The following is a 25,382-nucleotide window of genomic DNA, read 5'->3' on the forward strand; positions in this document are numbered from 1 at the left end:
GACACGGAAGGCTTACGGCAGGGGGTCTTGGAGCCGTGCCCCGTGCGCCCGGGCGACCCGCCCGACGGCGACGGCCCAGGCGGCCTGACGCAGGGTGATCCCGCGCTCGGCGGCCGTCGCCGCGATCGTGTCGAAGCACCGCCGGGCCAGGTCGGGACGGGCGGCGAGCACCTCGCCCGCACCCGTCAGGACGTCGGGGACCACGACGGTCCCCGCCTCGGCGAGGACCGCGTCGGCCCCGGGGGACAGCAGGCCGTCGGCCGCCTCGACCACGACAGAGGCCCTGACGTCGCGGGCCAGATCCGCGGTGACCGGGGCGGCCAGGACGAGCGCGTCCACCCCGAGCCCGAGAGGCTCACCGCCGGAGGGCGTGACCACCCGGAAGCCCTCCTCGGCCAGGCGCAACGCGGCCAGCCGGGCGGTTTCGCCCGGGCCGTGCACCGCGACCGTACGGACGCCTTCTCCCAGGACCCCCAGCACGGCCGCCGCCACGGCCTCGCCGGCCGCTGTGCCGGTCACCGTGCCGACCGCTGTGCCGACCGCTGTGCCGGGTGCCGAACGGCTGTCGGCCATCCAGGCGGCGATCCGCTCGTCGGCGTCCGGGTCGGGCGTGGGGACCTCCCCGTCGGAACCGGCGATCGTCATGATCTCGTTGACGTATCGCCTGGTCACCCGCTCCAGCTCCCGGGCGTCCAGCCCCGCGGGGTCGACGCGGACACCTCCCCTGGCCCCGCCGTACGGCACGCCCGCGAGCGCGTGCTTCCAGGTCGTGACCATGGCCAGCGCGGTGACCTCCTGGAGGCCTGCCGAGGGGGCGAAGCGCGTGCCGCCCCTGGCCGGGCCGAGGACGGTGCTGTGCTGCACCCGGAAGCCCTGGACGACGTCCATCCGGCCGTCCTCGCGGCGGACCGGCACCGAGACGGTCAGGGAGCGGCGGGGGGAGGCGAGCATCGCGCGCAGGCCGTCGTCCAGCCCGAGCAGGAGCGCCGTCTCGTCGAGACGGCGCAGGGCGGCTTCGAGGGGATCGTGGTCGGTGAGGGCGGTCGCCGGCGTCTTTGACGGCACCATGAGGGTCATGAGGGTCAGGCCTCCATGCGGTGAGCGGAGCGCCATTGCTCCACCCTTGATGGTTTGTGGTGATCACACTATTTATGGGTTCTTTGCCATGTCATGATGGATATGTTGCGGACTGATGGCCGTTTTTTGTGCGTTTCCCCAATGGGATGGGACAGTCGTTATCCGAACGGTCCGCCGGGCAGAGGCACACCTCGAAACGGCGGGAACCAACCGTTCCGCGATGGCCTGAGGGGATGAACGTGCCGGAACTTGTGGTCGGTCCGCTGCTGCGTCATGTGGACGCGACGAGCGCCTCGATCTGGGTCGAGACCAGCGTGCCGTGCGAGGTGACCGTCGAGGCGGACGGGGCCCGGGCGAGTTCGCCGACCTTCTCCGTCCACGGCCACCACTACGCCGTCGTGGACGTCGAGGGCGAGGGGGACTACCGGGTCCGTCTCGACGGGGAGGTCGTGTGGCCGCCGCCCGGCCGCCCGGCCGGTCACATCCGGTTCCTGGATCCGGGCGGCCCGAAAAGGGTGATGTTCGGCTCGTGCCGGACCAGTGTGCCGCACGACGCCCCGCACACCCTCTCCCACGGCGTGGACGTGCTGCGCGCCTACGCCCGCGTCCTGGCCGGCAGGCCCCCAGGGGAGTGGCCCGACCTGCTCCTGCTGCTCGGCGACCAGGTCTACGCCGACGAGCCGTCCGCCGAGATGCTCGAGTTCATCGCCGCGCGCAGGGACAGCGAGCCCAGGACCGAGATCGCCGACTTCGAGGAGTACGCCGAGCTGTACCGGATCGCCTGGACCGATCCGGAGATCCGCTGGATCCTCTCGTCCGTGCCCACCGCGATGATCTTCGACGACCACGACCTGCGGGACGACTTCAACACCTCCGCCGACTGGCGGGAGAAGATGGCCGGGGTCCCCTGGTGGCACAGGCGGGTGGTCTCCGGCCTCGGCGCCTACTGGATCTACCAGCACCTGGGCAACATGTCACCGGCCGAGCGCGCCGCCGACGGGCTGTTCCGTGAGCTGCGCGCGACCGAGGGCGACGGGGGAAAGCTGCTCGACGCCTTCGCCGAGCACGCCTACGAGGTCCCGGTGGACAGCAGGTGGAGCTACTGCCGCGATCTCGGCGACACCCGTCTGATCATGCTCGACTCCCGCTGCGCCAGGCAGCTCACCCCCGGAGACCGGCGCATGATCGACCCGGTCGAGTGGGAGTGGCTCGTCGAGCAGCTCGACAGGGACGGCGCGGAGCGCTTCGTGATCGGCACCTCGGTGCCGTTCCTGCTGCCCGCGGGCATCCACCACGTCCAGAACTGGAACGAGGCCCTCGCCCAGGGAGCCTGGGGAAGATTGGTCGCCCGCTGGTCGGAGGCCCTGCGCCAGGCCTTCGACCTCGAACACTGGGCGGCCTTCCGCCGTTCCTTCGAGGACCTGTCCCGGCTGCTGGCGAAGGTCGGCAAACCGGTCATCCTGCTCTCCGGTGACGTGCACTACTCCTACGTGGCCAAGGTGGACGGGCTGCCCGTCCACCAGCTCGTCTGCTCGCCGATCCGCAACCCGCTGAGCCGTACGCTCAGACTGGCCAACATCGTCGCGCAGTTCGGCCTGGCCACCCTGGTCGGCGGCTGGCTCGCACGCCTGGCGCGCATTCCCAGGCCGCCGTTCGCCTGGCGGGTGACCAACGGTCCGTGGTTCTCCAACGCGCTGGCCACCCTGTCCCTGGACACCACGCCGCCCTCGGCCCGCTGGGACACCGCGACCATCTCCGGGGACGACGTCTCCGAGATCACCACCGTGCGCCTCACCTGACGGCTCACCCGGTGTGGACCGGCTCCCGTTCGGGTACGGCGGCCCGCCGTACCACGGGCAGGGCGCGCAGGCCCAGGGCACCGGCCAGGGCGAGCACGACGACGTACAGGATGACGGCGTCCGAGACCAGCGGGGCGATCCACGGCCGGTAGACCTCGGCGATCCACCGGGTCAACGGTGTCGGCTGCAACCGCAGCAGGGCGGTCGCGCCCGGCAGGTAGACCAGCCCGGTGACGACGCCCCTGACGAGCAGCGGCCCGTCGAGCCGGGAGGCGGGCATCAGGGCGAGCAGCGGGAACAGCATCGCGTCGTACCAGGGGTGCTGCACCGGCGAGGTGAGCAGCCAGCCCAGGCACCACGCCAGCGCGGGCCGTACGGCGGGCAGGCCGGGCGGTCCCTGCGGCAGCCGCCAGCACAGCAGGAGCGCGGCGATCAACGCCGCGCCCAGGGCGAGCCGCCCTTCGAGCTCCACGGCCTCGGGCCCCAGGTTCTTGACGAGCACCTGCCACGGGTCGGCCAGCGAACGGTCGCCGACCTTGCCCGCCACGTTCGCCAGCGCCTCGGGACCCTGCGTCGCGTACAGCGTGACCAGCGCGGTGAACGCGCCCATCCCCAGGGTCAGGAACGGTCCCGCCCGGTGGCGGGCGGCCCAGGCGAGCCCGGCCCCGGCCAGCACGAACGGCGCCTTGACGGCCGCCGCGGCGCCCAGCAGCGCCCCGGAGACCAGGCCGGAGCCCATCCCCGGCCTGCGCAGCGCGAACAGGGCGGCCACCAGCAGGAACGCGCCCAGACCGTCCATGTGGCCGCCGAGCACCACGTGCCACAGCATCAGCGGGTTGAGGCTCCACAGCAGGTGCGCCCTGACCCGCCGGTCGCGTTCCGGACCGGCGAGCCGGTCGAGCATGACCGCCGACAGCAGGAACGCCAGGGCGAGGATGACCTTGAAGGCGAAAACGGTCGCCGCCATGGAGTCTCCGCCGAGCCGGGAGGCCGCGAGCTGCGCCCAGGTGGCCAGCGGGCCGTAAACCGAGGGGGTGTTCCGCCAGGCGAGCGGGGTCAGGTCGCCGACCGGGTCGCCGATCCCGTGCAGCCAGGCCGGGGGAGTCACGTACGGGTCGTGCCCCAGGGCGGCGATCCGCCCGTAGACCGCGTAGTTGAGCACGTCCGTCGACCCGGCGGGCGGTACGAGCGTCAGGAGGACGACGACGAGCGGCGTGCCGACCGCGAACAGGCCCCGCACGGGGAGCCACCCGCGGCGCAGCGCGTACAGCGCGGCGCACGTCCCCAGGCCCCCGATGAGCAGGGCCACCCAGCCGAGCTGGATCACCGGCGTCTGCGGCGGGTCCAGGCGCAGGGACCAGGGCGGCGCACCGGCGCCCAGCTCGGGAACCGTCGCGGACGGCCCGAGCAGGGAGACGGCGAGCATGGCCGCGACGGAGATCGCGACCATGAGAAGCCCCGCGGGGCCGGTGAGCCGCGCGCGCAGGGGCGGCCTGACGCCGGGGCCCGGCCCGGTCAGGAGAGAACGCCGACCAAGCCCACCCGACGCCGCCACCTGCCGACCCCCCCGAGTCACCGCCCGCGCCGCGTCCGCCGGGGTGGCCTGTACGGCGGCTTCCACGGCGGCGGCGTGATGTCCACTCCAGCCTAGATCGCCTGGAACGTAACCGAGGCCGGTGATCTCCTACTTCGCGAACTCCGTCAGGGCCTCGGCGAGCCGGTCGACGGCCCACAGGAGGTCCTCCTCGGAGACGACGATGGGTGGGGCGAGACGGATCGTCGAGCCATGGGTGTCCTTGGCCAGCACCCCCAGGCGCATCAGCGCCTCGGAGACCTGCCTGCCGGTGGCCAGGGAGGGGTCGATGTCGACGCCCGCCCACAGGCCACGGCCGCGTACGGTGACCACGCCCCGGCCGACGAGGGCGCGCAGCCTCTCGTGCAGCACCGCGCCGAGTTCCCTGGCCCGCGCCTGGTACTCGCCGGTGCGGAGCATCTCGACGACCGCGTTCGCGACCGCGCAGGCCAGCGGGTTGCCGCCGAAGGTCGAGCCGTGCTGGCCGGGCTTGATGACGCCGAGCACGTCCTGGTCGGCGGTGATCGCCGAGACCGGGACGACACCGCCGCCCAGGGCCTTGCCCAGCACGTAGACGTCGGGCACGACGCCCTCGTGCTCACAGGCGAAGGTCTCACCGGTACGGCCGAGCCCCGACTGGATCTCGTCGGCGATCATCAGGATGTTCTCCGCCGAGCAGAGCTCGCGGACCTGGGTGAGGTAGCCGTCCGGCGGGACGAGCACGCCCGCCTCCCCCTGGATGGGTTCGAGCAGCACCGCAACCGTGTTGGGGCCCACGGCCTCGCGGATCGCCTCGATCGAGCCGTACTTCACGATCCTGAAGCCGGGGGTGTACGGGCCGAAGCCGTCGTGGGCGTCGGGGTCGGTGGAGAAGCTGACGATCGTGGTGGTACGGCCGTGGAAGTTGTCCTCCATCACGATGATCTCGGCCTGGCCGTCCGGCACGCCCTTGACCTCGTAGCCCCACTTGCGGGCCACCTTGATCGCGGTCTCCACGGCCTCCGCGCCGGTGTTCATCGGCAGGACCATGTCCTTGCCGGTGAGGTCGCCGAGACCGGCGGCGAAGGCGGCGAACTGGTCGTGGAAGAAGGCACGGCTGGTCAGGGTGAGCCTGGCCAGCTGCTCCTGGGCCGCTTCGATGATCCTCGGGTTGCCGTGGCCGAAGTTCAGTGAGGAGTAGCCGGACAGGCAGTCCAGGTAGCGCCTGCCCTCGACGTCGGTGACCCAGGCGCCCTGAGCCTCGTGGATCACGACGGGGAGGGGGTGGTAGTTGTGCGCGCTGCGGCGCTCGCTGAGCTCGATGAACTCTTCTGTGCTCGTCATCGGTCCGTTCGCCGTTCCTTGCCTTTTGTTGCGTTCTGTCTGCTTTATCCCCGAATTTCCAGGGTGCAGCACTTGGGTCCTCCGCCCGCCTTGCGCAGTTCGGCCAGCTCGACCGGCACGACCTCGAAGCCGCGCCGCTTGAGTTCCAGCTGCAGGCCGGTCGCCTCGGCGTTGATCACCACGTGGGTGCCGTCGCTGACCGCGTTGAGGCCGAGCACCACGGCGTCGTCCTCGGTGGCGACGACGGCGTCGGGGAACAGGTTCCTGAGCACCTCCTGGCTCCCCGGGGAGAAGGCCTCGGGGAAGTACGCCACGTTGTGCCCGTTCAGCGGGAAGAGCGCGGTGTCGAGGTGGTAGAAGCGGGGATCGACCAGCCGCAGCGAGACCACCGGGCGGCCGAGGAACTCCTGCGCCTCCCCGTGCGCCGCCACCTCCGTGCGGAACCCGGTCCCCGCGAGCACCAGATGGTCGAGGGTGAGGAAGTCGCCCTCACCCTCGTTGGTGAACTCGGCCTCACGCGCGGCGGTGTAGCCGTTGGAGGTGAACCACTCCAGATAGGCGGGGCCCTCCGCGGCCCGCTCGGGATGCGTGAAGCGCGCGCCGTACACCCGGCCGCCCACGACCAGGGCGCCGTTGGCGGCGAAGACCATGTCGGGCAGGCCCTCCACCGGGTCGATCAGGCTGACCCGGTGGCCGAGCTCCTCGTAGACACCCCTGAGCCCCTCCCACTGGCGGATCGCGACCTCACGGTCCGCGCCCGCCTCCGGGTCCATCCACGGGTTGATCGCGTACTCGACGGCGAAGTGGTCGGGCCGACACATGAGGTAGTGCCTCGTCATTGAGAACCCCGTAAAGGATGTTGTGGTGGGAGACGGCACCAGCCTAGAAACGGGGCATATTCGGGGCCAATAGCCTGATCTTGCGCGTTGCCGCAGGTCTCTTGCGTGATTCAGGCGAGGAACGGCGATTCGTTGCGCGATGTCAGCAAAGGGGCGTCGATCAGCCGGGAGAGCACGATGGAACTCTTCGTACGGACCACGAAGGGCTCGGCGGCGATGCGCTCGATCACCTGCTCCACATGGCGCACGTCGGTGGCCCTGATGTGCAGCAGCGCGTCCGCCTCACCGGTGATGGTGCACGCCGAGACGACCTCGGGATGCCGGGTGACGGCGACCCCGATCTCCGACGGCGAGGTCTTGCCCGCGCAGAACAGCTCGACATAGGCCTCGGTGGTCCAGCCGAGCGCCGTGGGCTCGACCCTGGCGGTGAACCCGGTGATCGCCCCCACCTCGCGCAACCGGTCGACCCGGCGCTTGACCGCCGAGGCGGACAGGCCCACCCGCTGCCCGATCTCGGCATAGGTTGCGCGGGCGTCCTCGACGAGAGCCCCGATGATGTCACGATCCAACCGGTCCAGTTCCACGCTGCTTTCTAACACAGCACGAGGGCCGCGACGCGCGTCGCGGCCCTCGCTGGAGAAGCGGGATCAGGCGGGTTCGGCCTCGCCCGTCGTCTGCTCAAGGGCCTCCTCAGGGGAGGCCTCAAGGTCGTCGGAGGCCTGGGCCAGCGCGGAGGCCTTGTCCAGACGCACCCAGCTCGTCACGCTCTCCACGGCGAACAGCACGCCGAGGTACAGCGTGAGCACGGCGACGACCCAGGTGGCGGCGCCGAACGCGGCACCCGCGCCGATCGCCAGCAGCCGCAGCTCCCAGCCGAGACCGGCCTTGAACACCCAGTCGGGCGGCCAGATGCTCTGCCGCGTCCGGTAGACCGTGTCGTAGGTGTGATAGCCGACCACGTAGAGCAGCACGAACAGCAGCCACTTGGGCACGTCGGCGGCCAGGCCGACGAGGATGATCGTCAGGAACTCGGCCGCCCTGATCAGCGGGGGAACCAGCCAGTCGAGCTTGCCCAGGTGGTCACGGGCGGCCGTCGGCAGCACCAGGACCAGCATGACCAGGGCGGGCAGGAGCAGGATCGGCCCCTGGGTCAGCACCCCGGCGACCGCGACCGCGACGATCACCACGAGCGCGGCGAGCGCCCCGGGCACCGGGGGCAGCCCGGGCCCGATCCGGCCGCGCAGCGCGGCGACGAGCGGGCCGTCGTCGCGGTAGGCGAGCAGCCGGGCGGTCTGGACGCGCAGCCGCTCCAGATAGGGGTCGGGGGCGGGGGTTGTCTGCGGCTGGGTGATCATGCGAGCGACCTCATCAGGCGTCCGGTGAGCGTGTAGGCGGTGGCGACGCCGCCCCAGATGATCAGGGTGATGAAGGTGATCCTGGCGTCGAAGAAGGCGCTGACGAGCGCGATGGCGGCGAAGCGCTCGCCGATCGGGAAGACGACCATCTTGCGGGCCCAGTAGACGGCCCTGTTCCTGCCGGCCTTGCTCCACATCTTCAGCAGGCCGCGGATGCCGCCGCTACGGGCGATCTTGCGCTGCTCCAGCGCCGCGCGCAGCTCGGTGTCCGGGCTGATCGACAGCGGCATCGAGGGCAGCGGGGCGGGAGGCCTGCGCCGGTTGGCCGCGCCGAAGGAGAAGTCGAGCAGGTGCTTGACGGACTGCAGGGCGATCGCGGTCAGCGCCAGCGTCCACACGTCGCCGACCCCGGAGACGGCCGCGCCGATCGCGAGCCCGGCGAAGACCACGTACTCCTTGAACCGGTCGAAGGTGGCGTCGAGCCAGGCACCGAGCACGCCGAACTTGCGGGCGTAACGCGCGACCTGGCCGTCCACGCAGTCGAAGACGAACGCGAAGTAGATCAGGATGGCACCCGCGATCATGCCGGGCCGCGCGCCGGTCGCGAAACACGCCGCGGACGCGACGCCGAGCGCGATCGAGATCAGTGTGACCTGGTTCGGGGTGAGCCCGCGCCTGGCCGCCCAGCGGGCGATGAAGCGCGAGTAGGTGCTGACGAAGTAGGTGGTGAAGAAGCCGTCGGCGCCCTTGACCGCGTTGTTCAGGCGGGCCCTGTCCTCGTCGAACCCCGCCATCTCGGCGACCGCCTGCACGGCCTCCTCCGGGGTGTTCAGCCGGCGGAAGAACAGGTCACGCCTGCCCCGGATGCCGACCGAGACGCCACGCCGTACCAGGCCGAGGACGAGGAGCTGGACCAGGTCGTCCTCGGGGCCGAACAGGTGGGCCATGTCGGCCAGCTCACGGGCCGCCTCGGCCAGCGTGGCCGCGTGTTTGTGGTGCAGGTGCAGCGGGCCGAGCAGGACGGAGTTCGGACGGGTCACCGCGTGGAAGGCGGAGCCGACCGAGATCACCCGGGACTTGCTCGCCCGCACCCTGACCGGCAGGCCCTCCAGGCTCCGGTCGCCGATCTCCGGCAGCGCCTCGTCGATCGGGACGTCGGGGACGATGAAGTCGCCGTTCTCGTCCTCCTCACGGGGCTCCTTGGTGATCAGAGCGAGCGCGCCGCGTTTCGACTTGGTGATCTGGTAGATCAGCTCGTCGTGGATCAGCGAGTTCGCGGGGAGGATGAGCAGGTTCTCCGTCGCGTCCTCGACCGCGTCGGCGACGGCGCGCAGGTCGTCCGCGAGATTCGCGGTCTCGACGAGGCGGCCGGGAAGACCCCGGTGGACCGCGGCCTCGCCGGAACGGACGATCGTCACCGGCGCGGGATCAAGGGAGGCGATCTGTCCGTGCAGCTTGCCGATCACCGTGGGGGAGCCGGGGAGCGCGGGCAGGGTCAGCGCGGCGGGCGGCGTCGGCTGGCCGAAAGCGGTTGAGGTGCCGGGTGAAGAACCCAGCAGGACCACGCGGGGCATGGCACCCTTTCGTACAGGGATGGGGTGAAACATGGCATGGGGAACTCGCCAGGGGCCAAAGTTTAATGAGTTTTAGGTGAACAACACGCACTCGTGATCCTTCCGTTCCCGTTGATCATGGTTGGACCGGCATGCCGCCATGCCATCTAGACTGATCCGGTGAGCCTGTACCGTGACGAGGGCATCGTGCTGCGCACGCACAAGCTGGGCGAGGCAGACCGCATCGTCACCGTCCTGACCAGGCGAACCGGAAAGATCCGGGGCGTCGCCAAGGGTGTGCGGCGGACCATGTCGCGCTTCGGCGCCCGCCTTGAGCCCTTCACCCACGTGGACCTCCAGCTCCACACCGGCCGCACGCTCGACGTGATCACCCAGGCCGAGACCATCCGCCCGTACGGCGAGGCCTTCGTGGCCGACTATCCGCGCTACACGGCGGGCAGCGCGATGCTGGAGACCGCCGACCGGCTGATCATGGCGGAGAAGGAACCGGCCCTGCGGCAGTTCCTGCTGCTGGTCGGAGGCCTGCGCACGCTGGGCTCCGGAGAGCACGAGGCCAGGCTCGTGCTCGACGCCTACTTCCTGCGCTCACTGGCCGTCGCGGGCTACGCTCCCGCCCTGGAGGAGTGCGCCCGGTGCAGGACGACCTCGGTCAGGGCGTTCGCCATCGTGGCCGGGGGAGTGGTGTGCGGGGCCTGCCGCCCGGCGGGCGCCGCCGTACCGGCGGGGGAGACCATCGCGTTGATGGTCGCCCTGCTCAAGGGCGACTGGCGGAGTGCGGACGCCTCGGAGAGCAGGCACCGCACCGAGTGCAGCGGCCTGGTCGCCGCCTACCTTCAATGGCACCTCGAACACGGCATACGCTCGCTCCGGCATGTGGAGCGGGAGCGCGCAGAAAGGGAACCCGCCACGTGAACGTCCGTCCCCCGGTGCCTCATCCGTCCGGAGCGACCCCGCCGCCCATCCCCCGCGACCTCGTGCCCCGGCACGTGGCGATCGTGATGGACGGCAACGGCAGGTGGGCCAAGCAGCGCGGCCTGCCGCGCACCGAGGGGCACAAGGCCGGTGAGTCGTCGCTGTTCGACGTGATCGAGGGCGCGATCGAGCTGGGCATCCCCTACCTGTCCGCCTACGCCTTCTCCACGGAGAACTGGAAGCGCTCGCCGGACGAGATCCGGTTCCTGATGGGCTTCAACCGCGACGTGATCCGCCGCCGCAGGGACGAGCTCAACGCGATGGGGGTGCGGGTGCGCTGGGCGGGCCGTCCGGGACGGCTCTGGAAGAGCGTCATCAAGGAGCTGCAGGACGCCGAACGGATGACCGAGGGCAACTCGACGCTGACCCTGCAGTTCTGCGTCAACTACGGAGGCCGGGCCGAGATCGTGGACGCGGCGCTGCGCCTGGCGGAGGACATCGCCGCGGGCAGGGTCAAGCCGGGCAAGGTCAAAGAGGAGACCTTCGCCAGATATCTCGACGAGCCGGACATCCCCGACGTCGACCTGTTCGTGCGTTCCTCCGGCGAGCAGCGCACCTCCAACTACCTGATCTGGCAGATGGCCTACGCGGAGATGGTCTTCCTGAACCGCCTGTGGCCCGACTTCGACCGCCGCGACCTCTGGGAGGCGTGCGAGCTGTTCGCCAAGCGTGACAGAAGGTACGGCGGAGCCGTGCCGAACCCCGTGGCGCAGGCCCCACTCCCCTGAGACCGGCGTTCCGGGGCCGCCCCCTTCCGGGTCAGGGGCGGGCGACCCGGTCCTGTCAGGCCTTGACCTCGCGCAGCCGTCCCGTCTCGACCTCGTAGACGAAGCCGCGGACCGAGTCGGTGTGCGGGATGAAGGGGTCGTTCCTGATCCGGCTGATGGACTGCAGGACGTCCTCCTCCAGGTCGGGGAAGGCCTCGGGCGCCCAGTCGGGCTTCGTCCCGACCTCGGCCTGGATCTGCCGCTTGAACTCGTCGTCGGTGAAGGTGAGCATGCCGCAGTCGGTGTGGTGGATGAGGATGATCTCCCGCGTGCCGAGCAGGCGCTGGCTGATGGCCAGGCTGCGCCGCTCGTCCGCGGTCACCACACCGCCCGCGTTGCGGATGACGTGCGCGTCGCCCTCGGTGAGGCCCAGCAGGCCGTAGGGGTTCAGCCTGGCGTCCATGCAGGCCAGCACGGCGACACCGCGTGCCGGGGGCAACGGCAGGTCTCCCTTGTCGAACGCCGCGGCATAACGCTCCGCGTTGGCGAGAAGCTCGTCGGTGACGCTCATGAAATCTCCTGTCATTCCTCAGGGAAACGCCACAGGCAAACCTACCTTTATTTCCTACTGAGTCAATAGGTAATTACGGAGAGTGCCTCCTCCGCCGGGAGGCCCGGGCGGCGCGGGTGGCACGGGCGCCCAGGGCGCGCAGATACGCGACCAGCTCCGGCGGTTCGCACACCTCGAACTCGCAGCCGAGCATGAGCAGACGTGCCGCGGTCCACTCCAGCGTGTCGGCCGGCCCGCGCAGGCGGCAACGGCCCTCGTCGACCGGCTCGACGCGCCCCACCGTGCCGCCGAGCCGCCGGGCCACCTCCTCGGCGGGAAGACGCAGGATCGCCACCACCTCGTACGTGGGCGCGGACGAGTGCAGTTTGTCGGTGACGAACGCGGCCGCGTCCTGCTCGGGCGGCACCCGGGCCGGGACCCGCACGCCGGTCGCCAGCGGGTCACCGATCCGGTCCACACGGAAGCTCCGCCAGTCGTCGCGGTCGTTGTCGTAGGCCAGCAGGTACCACCGGCGCCCGGCCGTCACCAGGCGGTACGGCTCGGCCAGGCGCCTGCTCTCCGTGCCGTCCGCCGACCGGTAGGCGAAGCGCAGCCGCTCATGGTTGGCGGCGGCCCCGGCGAGCACCACCAGGGTCCGCGGATCGACGGGCGGGCCGTCTCCGGCGCCCATCGGTACGGTCGCCGCGGCGAGCGTGCCGACCCGGTGCCGCAGCCGGGACGGCAGCACCCGCTCCAGCTTGGCCAGGGCCCGTACGGACGCCTCCTCGATGCCCTCCACCGGATGTGAGGCCGCGGTGCGCAGGCCCACGGCGATGGCCACCGCCTCCTCGTCGTCGACCAGCAGCGGCGGCATGGCCGTGCCCGCGGCGAGCCGGTAACCGCCGGCCGCGCCCATCGTCGCCTGGACCGGATATCCCAGCTCGCGCAGGCGGTCGATGTCGCGGCGGACGGTCCTGGGACTGACCCCGAGGCGTCCGGCCAGCTCACTGCCGGGCCAGTCACGGGGGGTTTGGAGCAACGACAGCAGTTCGAGCAGCCGCGCGGACGTGTCACCCATGGCCCCCAGCATGCCCGACCATGTAGGACAGATCCCGACCTACATGGCTCCTATCGTCGTCCTGTCGCCACGACCTGTCGGGAGAACCATGAACACCGAGATCCGCCCCTTCCTGATCGACATCGCCCAGGCCGACCTGGACGACCTGAACGACCGCCTCGGTCGCGCCCGCTGGCCCCGGCCGCTGCCCGGCGAAGGATGGACCCGAGGGGTTCCCACCGGCTACCTCAGGGAACTCGCCGCCCACTGGCGCGACACATACGACTGGCGTGCGCACGAGGCGCGGCTGAACGCGTTCCCGCAGTTCATGACCGAGATCGACGGCCAGGAGATCCACTTCCTGCACGTGCGCTCGGCCGAGCCCGGCGCCCTGCCCCTCGTCCTCACCCACGGCTGGCCGAACACGTTCGCGGAGTTCGCCCGGCTCATCGACCGCCTCACCGACCCCCGCGCCCACGGCGGCGACCCCTCGGAGGCGTTCCACGTCGTCGTCCCCTCCGTGCCCGGCTTCGGGTTCTCCGCGCCACCACGCGGGACCGGCTGGAACGCGGCGCGTGTGGCGCGGCTCTGGGCGGGGCTGATGCGCCGCCTCGGCTACGAGCGGTACGGCGCGCAGGGCGGGGACTTCGGGGCCTACGTCGCGCCGGAGGTCGCCAGGGCCGCACCGGGCCACGTGGCCGGTGTGTATGTCCTCGCCGGCCTCGGCTTCCCCACGGAGAAGGACCTGCCGGAGATGACGGAGGAGGAACGGGCGGCCTTCGCCCGGCTCCAGGAGCAGGACTGGATGAACGGCGTCGACCACCACGCGCTGTTGCGCGCGGCGCCGCAGACCTTCGCCTACGGATGGCACGACTCACCGGTCGCGGCGCTGGCCTGGACGACGCAGAAGTTCCACGAGTTCAACGCCTCGGGCAGGCCGCTGGAGCAGGTGATCGACCGGGACCAACTGCTGACCAACGTGAGCCTGTACTGGTTCACCGGAACCTTCGGCAGCTCGGCCTGGCCGTACTACGAGAGCACCGGCTTCGGCTGGCCGCAGGGCCAGGCCGCCGTGCCGACCGGCGTCTACAGCGGCCCGCCCGGCATCCGCCGCCTGGCCGAGCGCCACAACACCATCCTCCACTGGCCGGAGGACAATCCGCCCGGTCACCACTTCATCGCCATGGACCGCCCGGCCGACCTGGCCGCCGACCTCCGGGCCTTCTTCGCCAAAGTTCGCTGACCCCAACGCTCTCCGGGTGCACCGGCGCCGTGCGTGAGGGGTTTCGGCTTGGGCGCGTCGGTGCCTGGACCGAGGAACGAAGGAGCGCAGCGGATGAGCGACGAGGGAGGACACCGACCCGAAAGCGCCCAAGCCCGCGCCGCCGCCAGGCGGCGCAAAGAGACACAGCGGACTACGCCCGGCGCCGCGCCCGGTAGGCCGCCACATGCATCCGGTTCCCGCAGGTGCGGCTGTCGCAGTACACGCGGGAGCGGTTGCGTGACTCGTCCACGAAGACGTTGTCGCAGTCGGGCGCGGAGCAGGTGCGCAGCCGTTCCCACTCGCCTTCGACGAGCAGGTGGGCCAGCGCGACCCCCAGGTCGGCCGACAGGTGCTCGCCGACGGAGGCGCCGGGGGCGAAGTAGTGGACGTGCAGGGGGTGTCCGTCGTGCTCGGTCAGCCGCGGGGTGATGCGGGTCCCGCTCAGCAGCGTGTTCAGCCGGATGACCGCCGTCGCCTGGTCGGGGGCGGTGAAGACCTTGTGGAAGGCCTCTCGTGCCGCGCGCACCTGGTTCAGGTCGGAGGAGCAGAGCTCACCGACACCGCTGACCTGGTGGCGCTCCACGAACTCACCGAGCTCCCGCAGGTCGGTCAGCCTGTCGGGGCCTCCGGTGGCGGGGGAGGTGTTGATGAGGTCGACCACGGTCGCGAGTGAGTGCACCATGTCATGTCCGAATGGCATGTTGACTCCTGAGGATGGCGGTTTCGGCGTGGGAGGGCGCGTCCGGCGACTCGCCGTCTCGGACGATTATCCCCCGTAACGCGGGCGTGAGGGGCTTTTCACGGTACGTCAGCCACGCCGTGGCCGGGGCGGTCGTCAGGAGTGACTCACCGCCGCGTGCGTCCTGGCGGCGGTCGAGCAGGAGGCACAGGTGCCGAAGACCTCGACCGTGTGCGTGACGTCGGTGAAGCCGTGCTCGGCCCCGACCGTCTCGGCCCAGCGCTCGACCGCGGGCCCGGCGACCTCGACGGTCCTGCCGCAGCGGCGGCAGACGAGGTGGTGGTGGTGGTCGCCGCTGGCGCAGGCGCGGTAGACGGACTCACCGTCGTCGGTCCTGAGCATGTCGACGTGGCCGCTGTCGGCCAGAGCCTGCAACGCCCGGTAGACGGTCGTCAGGCCTATCTTGGCGCCCTCGGCGCGCATCTCGGCGTAGACGTCCTGCGCGCTTCGGAAGCCCTCGCTGTGGCGGAGGACGTCATGGACGGCATCGCGTCTGCTGCTCATGGATTGGACTCCTGTGGTCGGCTTCGGCGTACGAATCTACCGAGCGCGAGGGCCAGGACGAACCCTCCGAGCGCTATGACAACAATGATGGCGCCCGATGGCACCTTGACATAAAAGGAGGAAGTAAGCCCGCTGACCGTGGAAACCATCCCGAAGACCATGGACAGCAGCATCGTGCTCCTGAAGCCCCGGGTGAGTTGCTGGCTGGTGGCGACCGGGACCACCATCAGGGCGCTGACCAGGAGCAGGCCGACCACGCGCATCGCGATGACCACGGTCAGCGCCGCGGTGACGGCGATCAGCAGGCTCAGGAAACGCACCGGCAGGCCCGACGTCCTGGCGACCTCCTCGTCCTGGCAGAGCACGTACAGCTCGCGGCCGAAGAAGACGACGACGCCCAGGACGGCGACCGCGAGCAGGGCGATCACCCAGACGTCCTCGACGCTGACGCTGCTGATCGAGCCGAACAGGTAGTACAGCAGGCTGGAGTTGCTGCCTCCCGGGGCGAGTGAGATGAGCAGCACGCCTCCGGCGATGCCGCCGTAGAACAGCAGGGCGAGCGCCACGTCGCCGCCCGTCCTGCCACGCTCACGGACCAGCTCGATGGCCACCGCGCCGAGCACCGAGACCACGACGGCGGTCAGCACGGGGGCGGTGCCGGTCAGGAAGCCGAGCGCGACACCGGTGAGGGCGACGTGCCCGATGCCGTCGCCGAGCAGGGCCAGCCTGCGCTGCACGATGAAGGTGCCGATGGCCGGGGCGGCGAGGCCGACCAGCAGCGCGGCGATCAGTGCCCGCTGCATGAACTCGTACTGCAGAAGGTCCATCACGACGTCGGTCTCCAGTCGAGCGAGCTCAGCGGTTTGCCCGCCTCATGCGGGTGGACGTGGTCGTGACCGGGCAGCGCGTGCGCGCCGACCGCGTGGGGCGGCGCGCCGTCGTGGCACACGAATCCGTTCCTGAGCACGACGGCCCGGGTGATGAGCGGTTCGAGCGGGCCGAGTTCGTGGGCGACGAGCAGGACCGTCTTGCCCTGGGCGACCAGGGAGGTCAGGGTGTCGGCCAGCAGCTGCTGGCTCTGGGCGTCGACACCCGCGGTCGGCTCGTCCATGACGAAGGTGTCGGGCTCGCCCGCCAGGGCGCGGGCGATGAGCACCCGCTGCTGCTGCCCGCCGGACAGCGCCTGGACCGGGTCGCCCGCCCTGTCGGCCATGCCGACGGCCTGTAGCGCCCTGGAGGTCGCCTCCTTGTCGGCGGCGCCGGTCAGGCGCAGGCGCCGCTGCCTGGCGATCCTGCCGGAGGCGACGACCTCGCGGATGGTGGTGGGCACGCCGCCGCCGACCGAGAGCCGCTGGGGCACGTACCCGATCCGCCACCACTGCCTGAACCGGGCGGGCGGCGTGCCGTACAGCAGGGTGGTGCCGCCGGACAGGGGGGCGAGGCCGAGCAGGGCGCGGATGAGGGTGGACTTGCCCGAGCCGTTCGCGCCCAGCACGGCCACCACCTCACCGGCTCCGATGGTCAGGTCGACGCCCCGGAGCACCGGGCGGCGGTCCAGGCTGACCTGGCCGCCGCTCATGCTGAAAACCGTTTCGATGGATGTCACGTGTCGCCTTTACGAGCAGCCGAGCGCCGTCTGGAGCGCACTGAGGTTCTGGCGCATGGCGGACAGGTAGTCGCCGTTCGCCGGCTGGCTTTCGACCGGGTCCAGGACGGCCGTCTTGGCGCCGATCTCCGTGGAGAGGACCTCGGCGACCTTCGGGCTGACGAGGGCCTCACTGAAAATCGTAGTCACTTTCTCCTGCTTGGCCACTTTCGCCACCTCGGCGAGCCGGGCGGGGGAGGGCTCGGCCTCCGGGTCGATGCCGTTGATCCCGATCTGGCGGAGCTTGTAGCGGTCGGCGAGGTAGCCGAACGCGGCGTGACTGGTGACGATCGCCGTCGAGGAGCACCCGCTCAGGCCCCGTGACATCTCACCGTCCAGGGTGGTGAGGTCGGCGACGGTCGCGGCGGCCCGGTCCCGGTAGCCTTTGGCGTGGGCCGGGTCGGCCTCGGCGAGCCTGTCGCCGAGCTTGGTGGCGATCATGGCCATCCGGGAGGGGTCGAGCCAGACGTGCGGGTCGTGGGCGGCGTCGCCCGTCTCACCCTCGCCCTGCTCCCCGGCCGAGGAGGGGATGGTCTTGACCAGGGAGGCGACGTCGAGGCCCCGGCCGGCCGCGTGCTGTTCGACGGCCTCGTCCACCGCGGGCTGCACGTCCTTGACGTAGACGACGAGACCGGTCGCCTCGATGCCGGCGACCTGGGCGGGGGACAGTTCGAGGTCGTGCGGTTCGACTCCGGGTTTGGTCAGGGTGGTGACGGTGGCGTCGGGGCCGCCGATCCGCTCCGCCAGCCACTGCAGGGGGTACATGGCCGCGGTGATGTCGGTCTTGCCTCCCTGTGCTCCGGCCGGTCCTGCCTGGCCGGAGCCGCAGGCGGTGGTGACGGTGAGGACGGCGGTGAGAGCGGCGAGCAGACTTGCTGTGCGCATGTGCATACGTCGGGAGGAGCCGGACATCATGCTCACCAGTATGCGCGTAAATGAAAATGGTTGTCAAAATCGTCTAGAACGCCCCGAATCTGTCGGCGACCAGCAGGAGCAGGAAGGTCAGCAGGGCGACGCGCAGGACGCGCCCCCTGACGCCGAGCGAGGGCCACGACATGTAGGCCAGCCAGCCGACGAACCCGATCACCGGCAACACCGCGATCCCGCCGAGGAAGGACGGCACGGCGAACCCGGCCAGCAGCAACGCCACCAGGACCACCGGCAGGATCCAGCGGGGAAGCTGGAAGAGGAAGACGAGCGGGGCCGCGCTGCGCCGTTCGACCTCGCGCCGCAGCCCCGTGGCTCCGGGCGTGAAGAACTGCTCGCCGGGCGGCAGCGGACGGGGGCCTCTCGCCGCGCCCCGGGTGGGGCGGGGCCTGGCCATCGGGTGTGCGGGGCGCTCACGGCGTTTTTCGGCCACGGCCCGAGCCTAACGCCGTGACCCCTCCCGGCGGCAGCTCCCGCACCGGTGCGCGGCGGCGGGCCGGGCTCTGGCATTCTGGGCGGATGCTCGCTCTCATCCGCTACTCGGTGCCCGCAGGCCGTACCGGGGAGTTCCTCGCCCAGGCGCACGACATCGTCGACACCCTGGCGGGGCAGCCGGGATACGTGCGCGGGCGCGTGGTCAGGTCGGTGGACGAGCCCGAGTTGTGGGCGCTGGTCAGCGAGTGGGAGGGGGCGGGGTTCTACCGGCGCGCGCTCGGCGCGGCCAGGATGGCGATGTACCCGCTGATGCCCCTGATGCTCAACGAGCCCAGCGCCTTCGAGGACGCCGAACGTCCGTAGGACCCGCCGCACGGGCGGCGAGGGGGCAATGCGCGTCTGGCGCAGGTGCGGCTCCCCTAAGCTGGGGTCTCGACCAATTCCTCGCCGACCTCCAGCCGGATGGAGATTTTCCCTTATGGCACGCCGTACGGACATCATGGACACCATCGTCAGCCTCGCCAAGCGACGTGGGCTCGTCTACCCCTCCAGCGAGATCTACGGTGGCCTCCGGGCCTCCTGGGACTACGGCCCACTGGGGGTGGAGCTCAAGAACAACGTGAAGCGGCAGTGGTGGAAGACCATGGTGCAGGGCCGCGACGACGTCGTCGGTCTTGACTCCTGCGTGATCCTCGCCCGCGAGGTGTGGCAGGCCAGCGGCCACGTGGAGACCTTCACCGACCCGCTGACCGAGTGCCAGTCGTGCCACAAGCGCTACCGGGCCGACCACCTTGAGGAGGCCTACGCCGACAAGCACGGCAAGCAGCCCGCCGAGGGCCTGGCCGACATCACCTGCCCCAACTGCGGCAACAAGGGCGCCTTCACCCAGCCCAAGCAGTTCAGCGGCCTGCTGAAGACCTACCTCGGCGCCGTCGAGGACGAGTCCGGCCTGGCCTACCTGCGCCCGGAGACCGCGCAGGGCATCTTCATCAACTACCTCAACGTGCAGCAGTCGGCGCGCAGGAAGATCCCGTTCGGCATCGGCCAGATCGGCAAGTCGTTCCGCAACGAGATCACTCCCGGCAACTTCATCTTCCGCACCCGCGAGTTCGAGCAGATGGAGATGGAGTTCTTCGTCAAGCCGGGCAGCGACGAGGAGTGGCACCAGTACTGGATCGACGAGCGTTTCCGCTGGTACACCGACCTGGGCATCACCCCGGAGAACCTGCGTCTGTACGAGCACCCCAAGGAGAAGCTCTCCCACTACTCCAAGCGGACCGTCGACATCGAGTACCGCTTCAACTTCACCGGTGGCGAGTGGGGTGAGCTGGAGGGCATCGCCAACCGCACCGACTTCGACCTGACGGCCCACGGCAAGGCCTCCGGCACCGACCTGAGCTTCTTCGAGCAGGAGACCGGCGAGCGCTACGTCCCCTACGTGATCGAGCCCGCCGCCGGTGTCGACCGCGCCACGCTCACCTTCCTGATCGACGCCTACACCGAGGACGAGGCGCCCAACGCCAAGGGCGTCATGGAGAAGCGCACGGTCATGCGGCTCGACCACCGCCTCGCGCCGGTCAAGGTCGCGGTGCTGCCGCTGTCGCGCAACGCCGACCTGTCGCCGAAGGCGAAGGACCTGGCCGCCCAGCTGCGCCGCCGGTGGAACGTCGAGTTCGACGACGCGGGCGCCATCGGCCGTCGCTACCGTCGTCAGGACGAGATCGGCACGCCGTTCTGCGTCACGGTCGACTTCGACACCCTTGAGGACCACGCGGTGACCATCCGCGAGCGCGACTCGATGACCCAGGAGCGCGTGGCCCTCGACAAGGTCGACGCCTACCTCCGTCAGCACCTCAACGACTGACCCACCCGGCCCCCGCCCCGGCGACCACGGGAGCGGGGGCCGTCTGTGTCCGCGGGGGGTCGGCGTCCTGAGGCCCGGAGCCGCCCGGGACGACCGGCCCGACCAGAGGCGCGACCCCCTGATGCACGGCGACGCAGACCACGAGCCGGTCCTCCGGCCACTCCTCCCGTAACGGGACGAAGGCCAGCGTGGCCAGCCGGTCTCCGGCGGGACTGTTCTCGAAGAGCGGCTCAAGCCGTCCCCGGCACCCCCGCGCGGCCGTCTCCCGCACCTTCGCCTCGCCCGGCCAGATCCCGGGGGGTAACAGGAACCTGGCCAGCACCTCGCCGTCGTGCGGTGCCGAACAGCTCACCAGGGGCAGGATTCCGCTGTTCTTGTCGGAGGTCGTGCTGTCGGAGACCTCGTTGACGCAGGTGCCGAGCCGGACGTCGTCGATGTAGGTGACGGCGCCGGGCTCCTGTGACCGTTCGGCGGAGGCCGGGCCCGAGGAGGCCAGGACGCCCGGCCCGGGGCGTGACAGCAGACGCGGCACGAGAACGGCCAGGCCGGCGAGCAGGGCGGCCAGCGCGAGCGTCCCCGTCAGAACCCAGGCGAGGACCCTTCTCGTACGGCGTCCCGTCCGCACGGCCCGCTTCGGAGGGCCGGCCTGCTCCCCGGCGCGGGCCGCCCAGCCGGGCCGTCCCGCCTCCCACGGCGGCCTGGCCGTCTGTCGTTCCTCCTCGCGGCTGTCCGGCCTGGCCCAGGGGTGGTCGTTCCTCGCTTCGCCACTACTCATCACAAAGGTGACAATCCCATGCGAAGCCGGGGTGAGCCAGGAGATCTTCGACAATCGGGACCCGGTCGTTTCCCGTGTGGCCCCGGGAGCGTGTGTGACGCGCGTTACATCGGATGCGCGGGAGGGCCGTTCCGTACCCCATACAGCATGGGTTGAACCCTCCGTGAACGCGTTTGAATGCTGAGACAATTGGTTTATACCAATTGGTTTATACCAATTCTTGGGGTGGTCCATATCACTGCGGCTTTGCTGCTCATTTAAATTGGATTAGACCGCTATGTAGCCTTCTACCTGGGCAAACGCTCTTTCGTGGGGTGGGTGGCGTTTCGTCTTCTTCTGCGTCGGTAGAGTCCAACCAAGGCGGGACCACACGTCATTTGAAGTCGCAGAAGGAGCAACCGTGCCCAAGTACGTTTACGACTTCACCGAGGGCAACAAAGATCTCAAGGATCTGCTCGGCGGTAAGGGGGCCAATCTGGCCGAGATGACCAATCTCGGGTTGCCGGTGCCCCCCGGCTTCACCATCACCACCGACGCGTGCCGCCGTTTCCTTGAGGACGGCGGGCTCCCCGAGGGGCTGGAGGAGGAGATCTCCCGGCACCTGGCCGCGCTGGAGGGCCGGATGGGCAGGCGTCTCGGCCAGGCCGACGACCCCCTGCTGGTCAGTGTGCGCTCCGGGGCCAAGTTCTCCATGCCGGGCATGATGGAGACCGTCCTGAACATCGGGCTCAACGACCAGTCCGTGCACGGCCTGGTCAAGCAGGCGGGGGGCAACGAGCGTTTCGCCTGGGACTCCTACCGGCGCCTCATCCAGATGTTCGGCAAGACCGTCCAGGGCATCGACGGTGAACTGTTCGACGAGGCCCTGGAGGAGCTCAAGAACGGCCGTGACGACCTGGAGCTTGAGGCCGCCGACTTCCAGCGCCTGGTCGAGACCTACAAGGGCATCGTCCGCGAGCAGACCGGCCAGGACTTCCCCGCCGACCCGCACGAGCAGATGCGCATGGCCGTGATGGCGGTCTTCGAGTCGTGGAACGCCCCGCGCGCCGTCCTCTACCGCCGTCAGGAGCGCATCCCCGCCGACCTGGGCACGGCCGTCAACGTGTGCTCGATGGTGTTCGGCAACTGCGGCATGGACTCGGGCACCGGCGTCGCCTTCACCCGCGACCCCGGCAGCGGCCACCAGGGCGTCTACGGCGACTACCTGCAGAACGCCCAGGGTGAGGACGTGGTCGCGGGCATCCGCAACACCATGCCGCTGCAGGATCTGGAGCGCATCGACAAGTCCGTCTACGACGAGCTCATGAAGATCATGGAGACGCTGGAGAACCACTACCGCGACCTGTGCGACATCGAGTTCACGGTCGAGCGCGGCAAGCTGTGGATGCTGCAGACCCGGGTGGGCAAGCGGACGGCGGGGGCGGCCTTCCGCATCGCCGTACAGCTGGTCGACCAGGGCCTGATCGACCTCGACGAGGCCGTGACCCGGGTGAACGGCGCCCAGCTGGCCCAGCTGATGTTCCCGCGCTTCGACGGCGACGCGAAGAGCGCCAGGATCACCACCGGGATGAACGCCTCGCCCGGCGCCGCCGTCGGCAAGGCCGTCTTCTCCTCCGCGCGGGCCGTCGAGCTGGCCGCGGCGGGAGAGGCCGTCATCCTGGTCCGCCGCGAGACCAACCCCGACGACCTGGCGGGCATGATCGCCGCCCAGGGCGTGCTCACCAGCCGGGGAGGCAAGACCTCCCACGCCGCGGTCGTCGCCCGGGGCATGGGCAAGACCTGCGTGTGCGGCGCGGAGGAGCTTGAGGTCTCCACCAAGGAGCGCAGGTTCACCGCCCCCGGCGGCGTCGTGGTCTCCGAGGGGGACGTCATCTCCATCGACGGATCGAGCGGCGCGGTCTACCTCGGCGAGGTGCCCGTCGTCCCCTCCCCGGTCGTCGAGTACTTCGAGGGCGCGACCGACCAGGACGACGAGCTGGTCGCGGCGGTGCACCGCATCATGACCCACGCCGACGCCGCCAGGCGGCTGAAGGTGCGGGCCAACGCCGACAACGCCGAGGACGCCTCCCGTGCCCGCAGGTTCGGCGCCGAGGGCATCGGGCTGTGCCGTACCGAGCACATGTTCCTCGGGGACCGCAGGCAGCTGGTCGAGGACCTCGTCCTGGCCTCCTCGGAGGAGGAGCGCGACCGGGCGCTGGCGGCCCTTGAACCGCTGCAGAAGGCGGACTTCGTGGAGATCTTCCAGGCGATGGCGGGCCTGCCCGTCACGATCCGGCTGATCGACCCGCCGCTGCACGAGTTCCTGCCCGACTACACCGAGCTGTCGGTCAAGGTGGCCCTCGCCGGGGACCAGGCCGAGGAGAAGGACCGCAGGGTGCTGGCCGCCGTCAAGCGCCTGCACGAGCAGAACCCCATGCTCGGCCTGCGCGGTGTACGGCTCGGCCTGGTCATCCCCGGCCTGTTCGCCATGCAGGTCAGGGCGATCGCCGAGGCCGCCAAGGCCGTGGAGGGCGCCCGCGCCGAGATCATGATCCCGCTGGTCGGCGCGGTCCAGGAGCTGGAGCACGTCAGGGACGAGGCGCGGCGGATCCTGGCCGAGGTCGGTGTCGAGGCGCTGGTCGGCACGATGATCGAGGTGCCCAGGGCGGCGCTGACCGCGGCGCAGATCGCCGAGGCCGCGGAGTTCTTCTCCTTCGGCACCAACGACCTGACCCAGATGACCTGGGCCTTCTCCCGGGACGACGTGGAGGCGGCGTTCTTCTCCAAGTACCTGGAGCTCGGCGTCTTCGGCGTCTCGCCGTTCGAGTCGCTGGACCGCGACGGAGTCGGCAGGCTCGTGCGGATCGCGGCGGAGGAGGGACGCGCGACCAGGCCCGACCTCAAGCTCGGCATCTGCGGCGAGCACGGCGGCGACCCGGACTCCATCCACTTCTGCCACCAGGTGGGGCTCGACTACGTGTCCTGCTCGCCGTTCCGCATCCCCGTCGCCCGTCTTGAGGCGGGCCGCGCGGCCCTGGTGAGCACGGGTTCGGACACCCGCTGACGGATCGTGCGCCCCGGCCTCCTCCCCGGAGGAGGCCGGGGTTTCCAGGAGTCACCAGGTGTTTCCACGACGTTTCGCATAGGTGGCACCTTTCCTGGATAAAATCACTGCACTTATGCACGCTTATGACGAGCATGACCAGGCCAGATGGGTGCCGGAACCGCCCGGCAACCCCGAACGAAGCCCGTTCGAACGCGATCGGGCGCGGGTGCTGCACAGCGCGGGGCTGCGCAGGCTCGCCGCCAAGACCCAGGTGGTCGGACCGGCGGAGACGCTCGGCAGCGGGCAGCACATCCCGCGCACCCGGCTGACCCACTCCCTGGAGTGCGCGCAGATCGGCAGGGAGATGGGCCAGGCCCTGCGCAGGGACCCCGACCTGGTCGAGACCGCGTGCCTGGCCCACGACCTGGGGCATCCGCCGTTCGGGCACAACGGGGAGACCGCCCTCAACGAACTGGCCGCCGGGTGCGGCGGGTTCGAGGGGAACGCGCAGAGCCTGCGCCTGCTGACCCGTCTTGAGGCCAAGGTCCTCACCGAGGACGGCCGCAGCGCCGGGCTCAACCTCACCCGGGCCTGCCTGGACGCCGCGACCAAGTATCCCTGGACCAGGGAGCGAAGCCCCAAGTACTGCGCCTATCCCGAGGACATGGCGGTCTTCGAGTGGATCAGGCGGGGCGCCCCCGAGGGCAGCGTCAGCTTCGAGGCCCAGATCATGGACTGGGCCGACGACGTCGCCTACTCGGTGCACGACCTGGAGGACGCCCTGCACTCCGGCGCCGTCATGCCGCAGGTGCTGCGCGACCCGGCGGAGCGCGGGGGCGTCTGCGCGACGACCCGTGCCTGGTACGCCCCCGACGCCGAGCCCGCGGAGCTCGACGACGTCCTCGGCGGGCTGTTCGCCCTGCCGCTGTGGCCCCGGCACTTCGACGGCACGCTCGCCGACCTCGTCGCGACCAAGGCGCTCACCAGCTCCCTCATCGGTCACCTGTGCCGCTCCGCGCAGGAGGCGACCCGCGAGGCGTACGGCGAGGCCGCGGGGCGCCACGGCGCCAACCTGGTCGTCCCCCGGCGCACCCGCCTCGAATGCGCCCTGCTGAAGGGGCTGACCGCGCACTACGTGATGACCAGCGACGCGCACAGCGCCAACCAGGCCAGGCAGCGTGAGATCGTCCGTGACCTCGCCCACCTGATCATGCTCGGCGCGCCGCTCACCCTGGAGCCCGCGCTGCGTCCCGCCTTCACCAGGGCGGAGACCGACGCCGGGCGGCTGCGGGTGGTCGTCGACCAGATCGCCTCGCTCACCGACACCTCCGCGCTCACCTGGCACCGGCGCCTGTCCGGCGGCTGAGCCCCGGCCCGT

The 25,382-nt window shown here is 70.6% G+C and carries 24 protein-coding genes; 8 read left to right on the top strand and 16 right to left on the bottom strand.

What is annotated here, in order from left to right; all coding sequences use genetic code 11:
• Nucleotides 1-12 precede the first annotated feature (12 nt).
• Complete coding sequence (locus ABT340_RS01280) at nt 13-1,077, bottom strand: Glu/Leu/Phe/Val family dehydrogenase (protein WP_352008629.1); 1,065 nt, start codon at nt 1,075-1,077, stop codon at nt 13-15.
• A 239-nt stretch (nt 1,078-1,316) separates the two neighbouring features.
• Here ABT340_RS01280 and ABT340_RS01285 point away from each other — a divergent pair, with 239 nt between their 5' ends.
• Entirely contained in the window at nt 1,317-2,876 is a 1,560-nt protein-coding gene (locus ABT340_RS01285; protein WP_352008630.1) for an alkaline phosphatase D family protein, read from the top strand.
• 4 nt (nt 2,877-2,880) lie between these two features.
• Here the strand turns inward: ABT340_RS01285 and mptB are convergent, their stop codons facing one another.
• From mptB to ABT340_RS01315, 6 genes are all read right to left on the bottom strand, one after another.
• The gene (gene mptB / locus ABT340_RS01290; RefSeq protein WP_352008631.1) at nt 2,881-4,326 is read right to left on the bottom strand and encodes a polyprenol phosphomannose-dependent alpha 1,6 mannosyltransferase MptB; all 1,446 of its coding nucleotides are present in this window, start codon (nt 4,324-4,326) and stop codon (nt 2,881-2,883) included.
• Nucleotides 4,327-4,560: 234 nt separating this feature from the next.
• Entirely contained in the window at nt 4,561-5,772 is a 1,212-nt protein-coding gene (rocD, locus tag ABT340_RS01295) for an ornithine--oxo-acid transaminase (RefSeq protein ID WP_352008632.1), read from the bottom strand.
• Between the two features lie 44 nt (nt 5,773-5,816).
• Nucleotides 5,817-6,611 (bottom strand): dimethylargininase, encoded by a 795-nt coding sequence (gene ddaH / locus ABT340_RS01300; RefSeq protein WP_352008633.1) that lies wholly within the window; start codon nt 6,609-6,611, stop codon nt 5,817-5,819.
• 110 nt (nt 6,612-6,721) lie between these two features.
• A complete protein-coding gene (locus tag ABT340_RS01305; RefSeq protein ID WP_352008634.1) occupies nt 6,722-7,195 on the bottom strand; it encodes an Lrp/AsnC family transcriptional regulator in 474 nt (157 codons plus the stop codon).
• 63 nt (nt 7,196-7,258) lie between these two features.
• Nucleotides 7,259-7,966, bottom strand: coding sequence for a DUF5941 domain-containing protein (locus ABT340_RS01310; protein ID WP_352008635.1), 708 nt, complete (start codon nt 7,964-7,966; stop codon nt 7,259-7,261).
• Nucleotides 7,963-9,540 (bottom strand): CDP-alcohol phosphatidyltransferase family protein, encoded by a 1,578-nt coding sequence (locus ABT340_RS01315; protein WP_352008636.1) that lies wholly within the window; start codon nt 9,538-9,540, stop codon nt 7,963-7,965. The genes ABT340_RS01310 and ABT340_RS01315 overlap by 4 nt, the downstream gene beginning before the upstream one ends.
• 159 nt (nt 9,541-9,699) lie before the next feature.
• Between ABT340_RS01315 and recO the strand changes: the two genes are divergently transcribed.
• The gene (gene recO, locus ABT340_RS01320) at nt 9,700-10,452 is read left to right on the top strand and encodes a DNA repair protein RecO (protein WP_352008637.1); all 753 of its coding nucleotides are present in this window, start codon (nt 9,700-9,702) and stop codon (nt 10,450-10,452) included.
• A complete protein-coding gene (locus ABT340_RS01325; protein ID WP_352008638.1) occupies nt 10,449-11,240 on the top strand; it encodes an isoprenyl transferase in 792 nt (263 codons plus the stop codon). The genes recO and ABT340_RS01325 overlap by 4 nt, the downstream gene beginning before the upstream one ends.
• Before the next feature lie 55 nt (nt 11,241-11,295).
• Here the strand turns inward: ABT340_RS01325 and ABT340_RS01330 are convergent, their stop codons facing one another.
• Both ABT340_RS01330 and ABT340_RS01335 read right to left on the bottom strand, forming a co-directional pair.
• Nucleotides 11,296-11,790 (bottom strand): beta-class carbonic anhydrase, encoded by a 495-nt coding sequence (locus ABT340_RS01330; RefSeq protein WP_352008639.1) that lies wholly within the window; start codon nt 11,788-11,790, stop codon nt 11,296-11,298.
• Nucleotides 11,791-11,863: 73 nt separating this feature from the next.
• Nucleotides 11,864-12,847, bottom strand: a complete 984-nt coding sequence (locus ABT340_RS01335; RefSeq protein ID WP_352008640.1) for a helix-turn-helix transcriptional regulator — start codon at nt 12,845-12,847, stop codon at nt 11,864-11,866.
• A gap of 88 nt (nt 12,848-12,935) precedes the next feature.
• Between ABT340_RS01335 and ABT340_RS01340 the strand changes: the two genes are divergently transcribed.
• Nucleotides 12,936-14,069 (top strand): epoxide hydrolase family protein, encoded by a 1,134-nt coding sequence (locus tag ABT340_RS01340; RefSeq protein ID WP_352008641.1) that lies wholly within the window; start codon nt 12,936-12,938, stop codon nt 14,067-14,069.
• Between the two features lie 172 nt (nt 14,070-14,241).
• Here the strand turns inward: ABT340_RS01340 and ABT340_RS01345 are convergent, their stop codons facing one another.
• The 6 genes from ABT340_RS01345 to ABT340_RS01370 all read right to left on the bottom strand — a co-directional run bounded on the left by ABT340_RS01345 (nt 14,242) and on the right by ABT340_RS01370 (nt 18,338).
• Complete coding sequence (locus ABT340_RS01345; RefSeq protein WP_352008642.1) at nt 14,242-14,790, bottom strand: CGNR zinc finger domain-containing protein; 549 nt, start codon at nt 14,788-14,790, stop codon at nt 14,242-14,244.
• Nucleotides 14,791-14,925: 135 nt separating this feature from the next.
• Nucleotides 14,926-15,333: a Fur family transcriptional regulator gene (locus tag ABT340_RS01350; protein WP_352008643.1), complete on the bottom strand. Its 408-nt coding sequence runs from the start codon at nt 15,331-15,333 to the stop codon at nt 14,926-14,928.
• Nucleotides 15,330-16,163 (bottom strand): metal ABC transporter permease, encoded by an 834-nt coding sequence (locus ABT340_RS01355; protein ID WP_352008644.1) that lies wholly within the window; start codon nt 16,161-16,163, stop codon nt 15,330-15,332. The genes ABT340_RS01350 and ABT340_RS01355 overlap by 4 nt, the downstream gene beginning before the upstream one ends.
• Nucleotides 16,160-16,912 (bottom strand): metal ABC transporter ATP-binding protein, encoded by a 753-nt coding sequence (locus tag ABT340_RS01360; protein WP_352009442.1) that lies wholly within the window; start codon nt 16,910-16,912, stop codon nt 16,160-16,162. The genes ABT340_RS01355 and ABT340_RS01360 overlap by 4 nt, the downstream gene beginning before the upstream one ends.
• Nucleotides 16,913-16,948: 36 nt before the next feature.
• On the bottom strand, nt 16,949-17,863 hold the full coding sequence (locus ABT340_RS01365; protein ID WP_352008645.1) for a metal ABC transporter substrate-binding protein: 915 nt from the start codon (nt 17,861-17,863) through the stop codon (nt 16,949-16,951).
• 73 nt (nt 17,864-17,936) lie between these two features.
• Nucleotides 17,937-18,338 (bottom strand): DUF6703 family protein, encoded by a 402-nt coding sequence (locus ABT340_RS01370; RefSeq protein WP_352008646.1) that lies wholly within the window; start codon nt 18,336-18,338, stop codon nt 17,937-17,939.
• An 86-nt stretch (nt 18,339-18,424) separates the two neighbouring features.
• Here ABT340_RS01370 and ABT340_RS01375 point away from each other — a divergent pair, with 86 nt between their 5' ends.
• Together ABT340_RS01375 and ABT340_RS01380 are read left to right on the top strand one after the other, a co-directional pair.
• Nucleotides 18,425-18,703 carry an antibiotic biosynthesis monooxygenase family protein gene (locus tag ABT340_RS01375; protein WP_352008647.1) on the top strand — a complete coding sequence of 93 codons (279 nt, stop codon included), beginning with the start codon at nt 18,425-18,427 and terminating at the stop codon, nt 18,701-18,703.
• 115 nt (nt 18,704-18,818) lie between these two features.
• On the top strand, nt 18,819-20,204 hold the full coding sequence (locus ABT340_RS01380) for a glycine--tRNA ligase (RefSeq protein ID WP_352008648.1): 1,386 nt from the start codon (nt 18,819-18,821) through the stop codon (nt 20,202-20,204).
• Here ABT340_RS01380 and ABT340_RS01385 read toward each other — a convergent pair.
• The gene (locus ABT340_RS01385) at nt 20,194-20,979 is read right to left on the bottom strand and encodes a hypothetical protein (protein WP_352008649.1); all 786 of its coding nucleotides are present in this window, start codon (nt 20,977-20,979) and stop codon (nt 20,194-20,196) included. The genes ABT340_RS01380 and ABT340_RS01385 overlap by 11 nt on opposite strands.
• Before the next feature lie 400 nt (nt 20,980-21,379).
• Here ABT340_RS01385 and ppdK point away from each other — a divergent pair, with 400 nt between their 5' ends.
• The gene (gene ppdK, locus ABT340_RS01390; protein ID WP_352008650.1) at nt 21,380-24,022 is read left to right on the top strand and encodes a pyruvate, phosphate dikinase; all 2,643 of its coding nucleotides are present in this window, start codon (nt 21,380-21,382) and stop codon (nt 24,020-24,022) included.
• A gap of 115 nt (nt 24,023-24,137) precedes the next feature.
• Complete coding sequence (locus tag ABT340_RS01395; RefSeq protein ID WP_352008651.1) at nt 24,138-25,370, top strand: deoxyguanosinetriphosphate triphosphohydrolase; 1,233 nt, start codon at nt 24,138-24,140, stop codon at nt 25,368-25,370.
• Nucleotides 25,371-25,382 lie beyond the last annotated feature (12 nt).

This window comes from Streptosporangium sp. NPDC000239 (assembly GCF_040300765.1).
In the GTDB taxonomy this organism is placed as follows: Bacteria; Actinomycetota; Actinomycetes; order Streptosporangiales; family Streptosporangiaceae; genus Streptosporangium.

What these genes read in the sequence shown, in the direction of transcription:
- ABT340_RS01380 (WP_352008648.1), top strand. Translation starts at nt 18,819, where the DNA reads ATGGCACGCCGTACGGACATCATGGACACCATCGTCAGCCTCGCCAAG.
- ABT340_RS01395 (WP_352008651.1), top strand. Translation starts at nt 24,138, where the DNA reads ATGCACGCTTATGACGAGCATGACCAGGCCAGATGGGTGCCGGAACCG.
- ABT340_RS01375 (WP_352008647.1), top strand. Translation starts at nt 18,425, where the DNA reads ATGCTCGCTCTCATCCGCTACTCGGTGCCCGCAGGCCGTACCGGGGAG.
- ddaH (WP_352008633.1), bottom strand. Translation starts at nt 6,611, where the DNA reads ATGACGAGGCACTACCTCATGTGTCGGCCCGACCACTTCGCCGTCGAG.
- ABT340_RS01330 (WP_352008639.1), bottom strand. Translation starts at nt 11,790, where the DNA reads ATGAGCGTCACCGACGAGCTTCTCGCCAACGCGGAGCGTTATGCCGCG.
- rocD (WP_352008632.1), bottom strand. Translation starts at nt 5,772, where the DNA reads ATGACGAGCACAGAAGAGTTCATCGAGCTCAGCGAGCGCCGCAGCGCG.
- ABT340_RS01315 (WP_352008636.1), bottom strand. Translation starts at nt 9,540, where the DNA reads ATGCCCCGCGTGGTCCTGCTGGGTTCTTCACCCGGCACCTCAACCGCT.
- ABT340_RS01365 (WP_352008645.1), bottom strand. Translation starts at nt 17,863, where the DNA reads ATGCGCACAGCAAGTCTGCTCGCCGCTCTCACCGCCGTCCTCACCGTC.
- ABT340_RS01360 (WP_352009442.1), bottom strand. Translation starts at nt 16,912, where the DNA reads ATGAGCGGCGGCCAGGTCAGCCTGGACCGCCGCCCGGTGCTCCGGGGC.
- ABT340_RS01340 (WP_352008641.1), top strand. Translation starts at nt 12,936, where the DNA reads ATGAACACCGAGATCCGCCCCTTCCTGATCGACATCGCCCAGGCCGAC.
- ABT340_RS01310 (WP_352008635.1), bottom strand. Translation starts at nt 7,966, where the DNA reads ATGATCACCCAGCCGCAGACAACCCCCGCCCCCGACCCCTATCTGGAG.
- ABT340_RS01335 (WP_352008640.1), bottom strand. Translation starts at nt 12,847, where the DNA reads ATGGGTGACACGTCCGCGCGGCTGCTCGAACTGCTGTCGTTGCTCCAA.
- mptB (WP_352008631.1), bottom strand. Translation starts at nt 4,326, where the DNA reads ATGGTCGCGATCTCCGTCGCGGCCATGCTCGCCGTCTCCCTGCTCGGG.
- ABT340_RS01345 (WP_352008642.1), bottom strand. Translation starts at nt 14,790, where the DNA reads ATGCCATTCGGACATGACATGGTGCACTCACTCGCGACCGTGGTCGAC.
- ABT340_RS01280 (WP_352008629.1), bottom strand. Translation starts at nt 1,077, where the DNA reads ATGACCCTCATGGTGCCGTCAAAGACGCCGGCGACCGCCCTCACCGAC.
- ABT340_RS01350 (WP_352008643.1), bottom strand. Translation starts at nt 15,333, where the DNA reads ATGAGCAGCAGACGCGATGCCGTCCATGACGTCCTCCGCCACAGCGAG.
- ABT340_RS01385 (WP_352008649.1), bottom strand. Translation starts at nt 20,979, where the DNA reads ATGAGTAGTGGCGAAGCGAGGAACGACCACCCCTGGGCCAGGCCGGAC.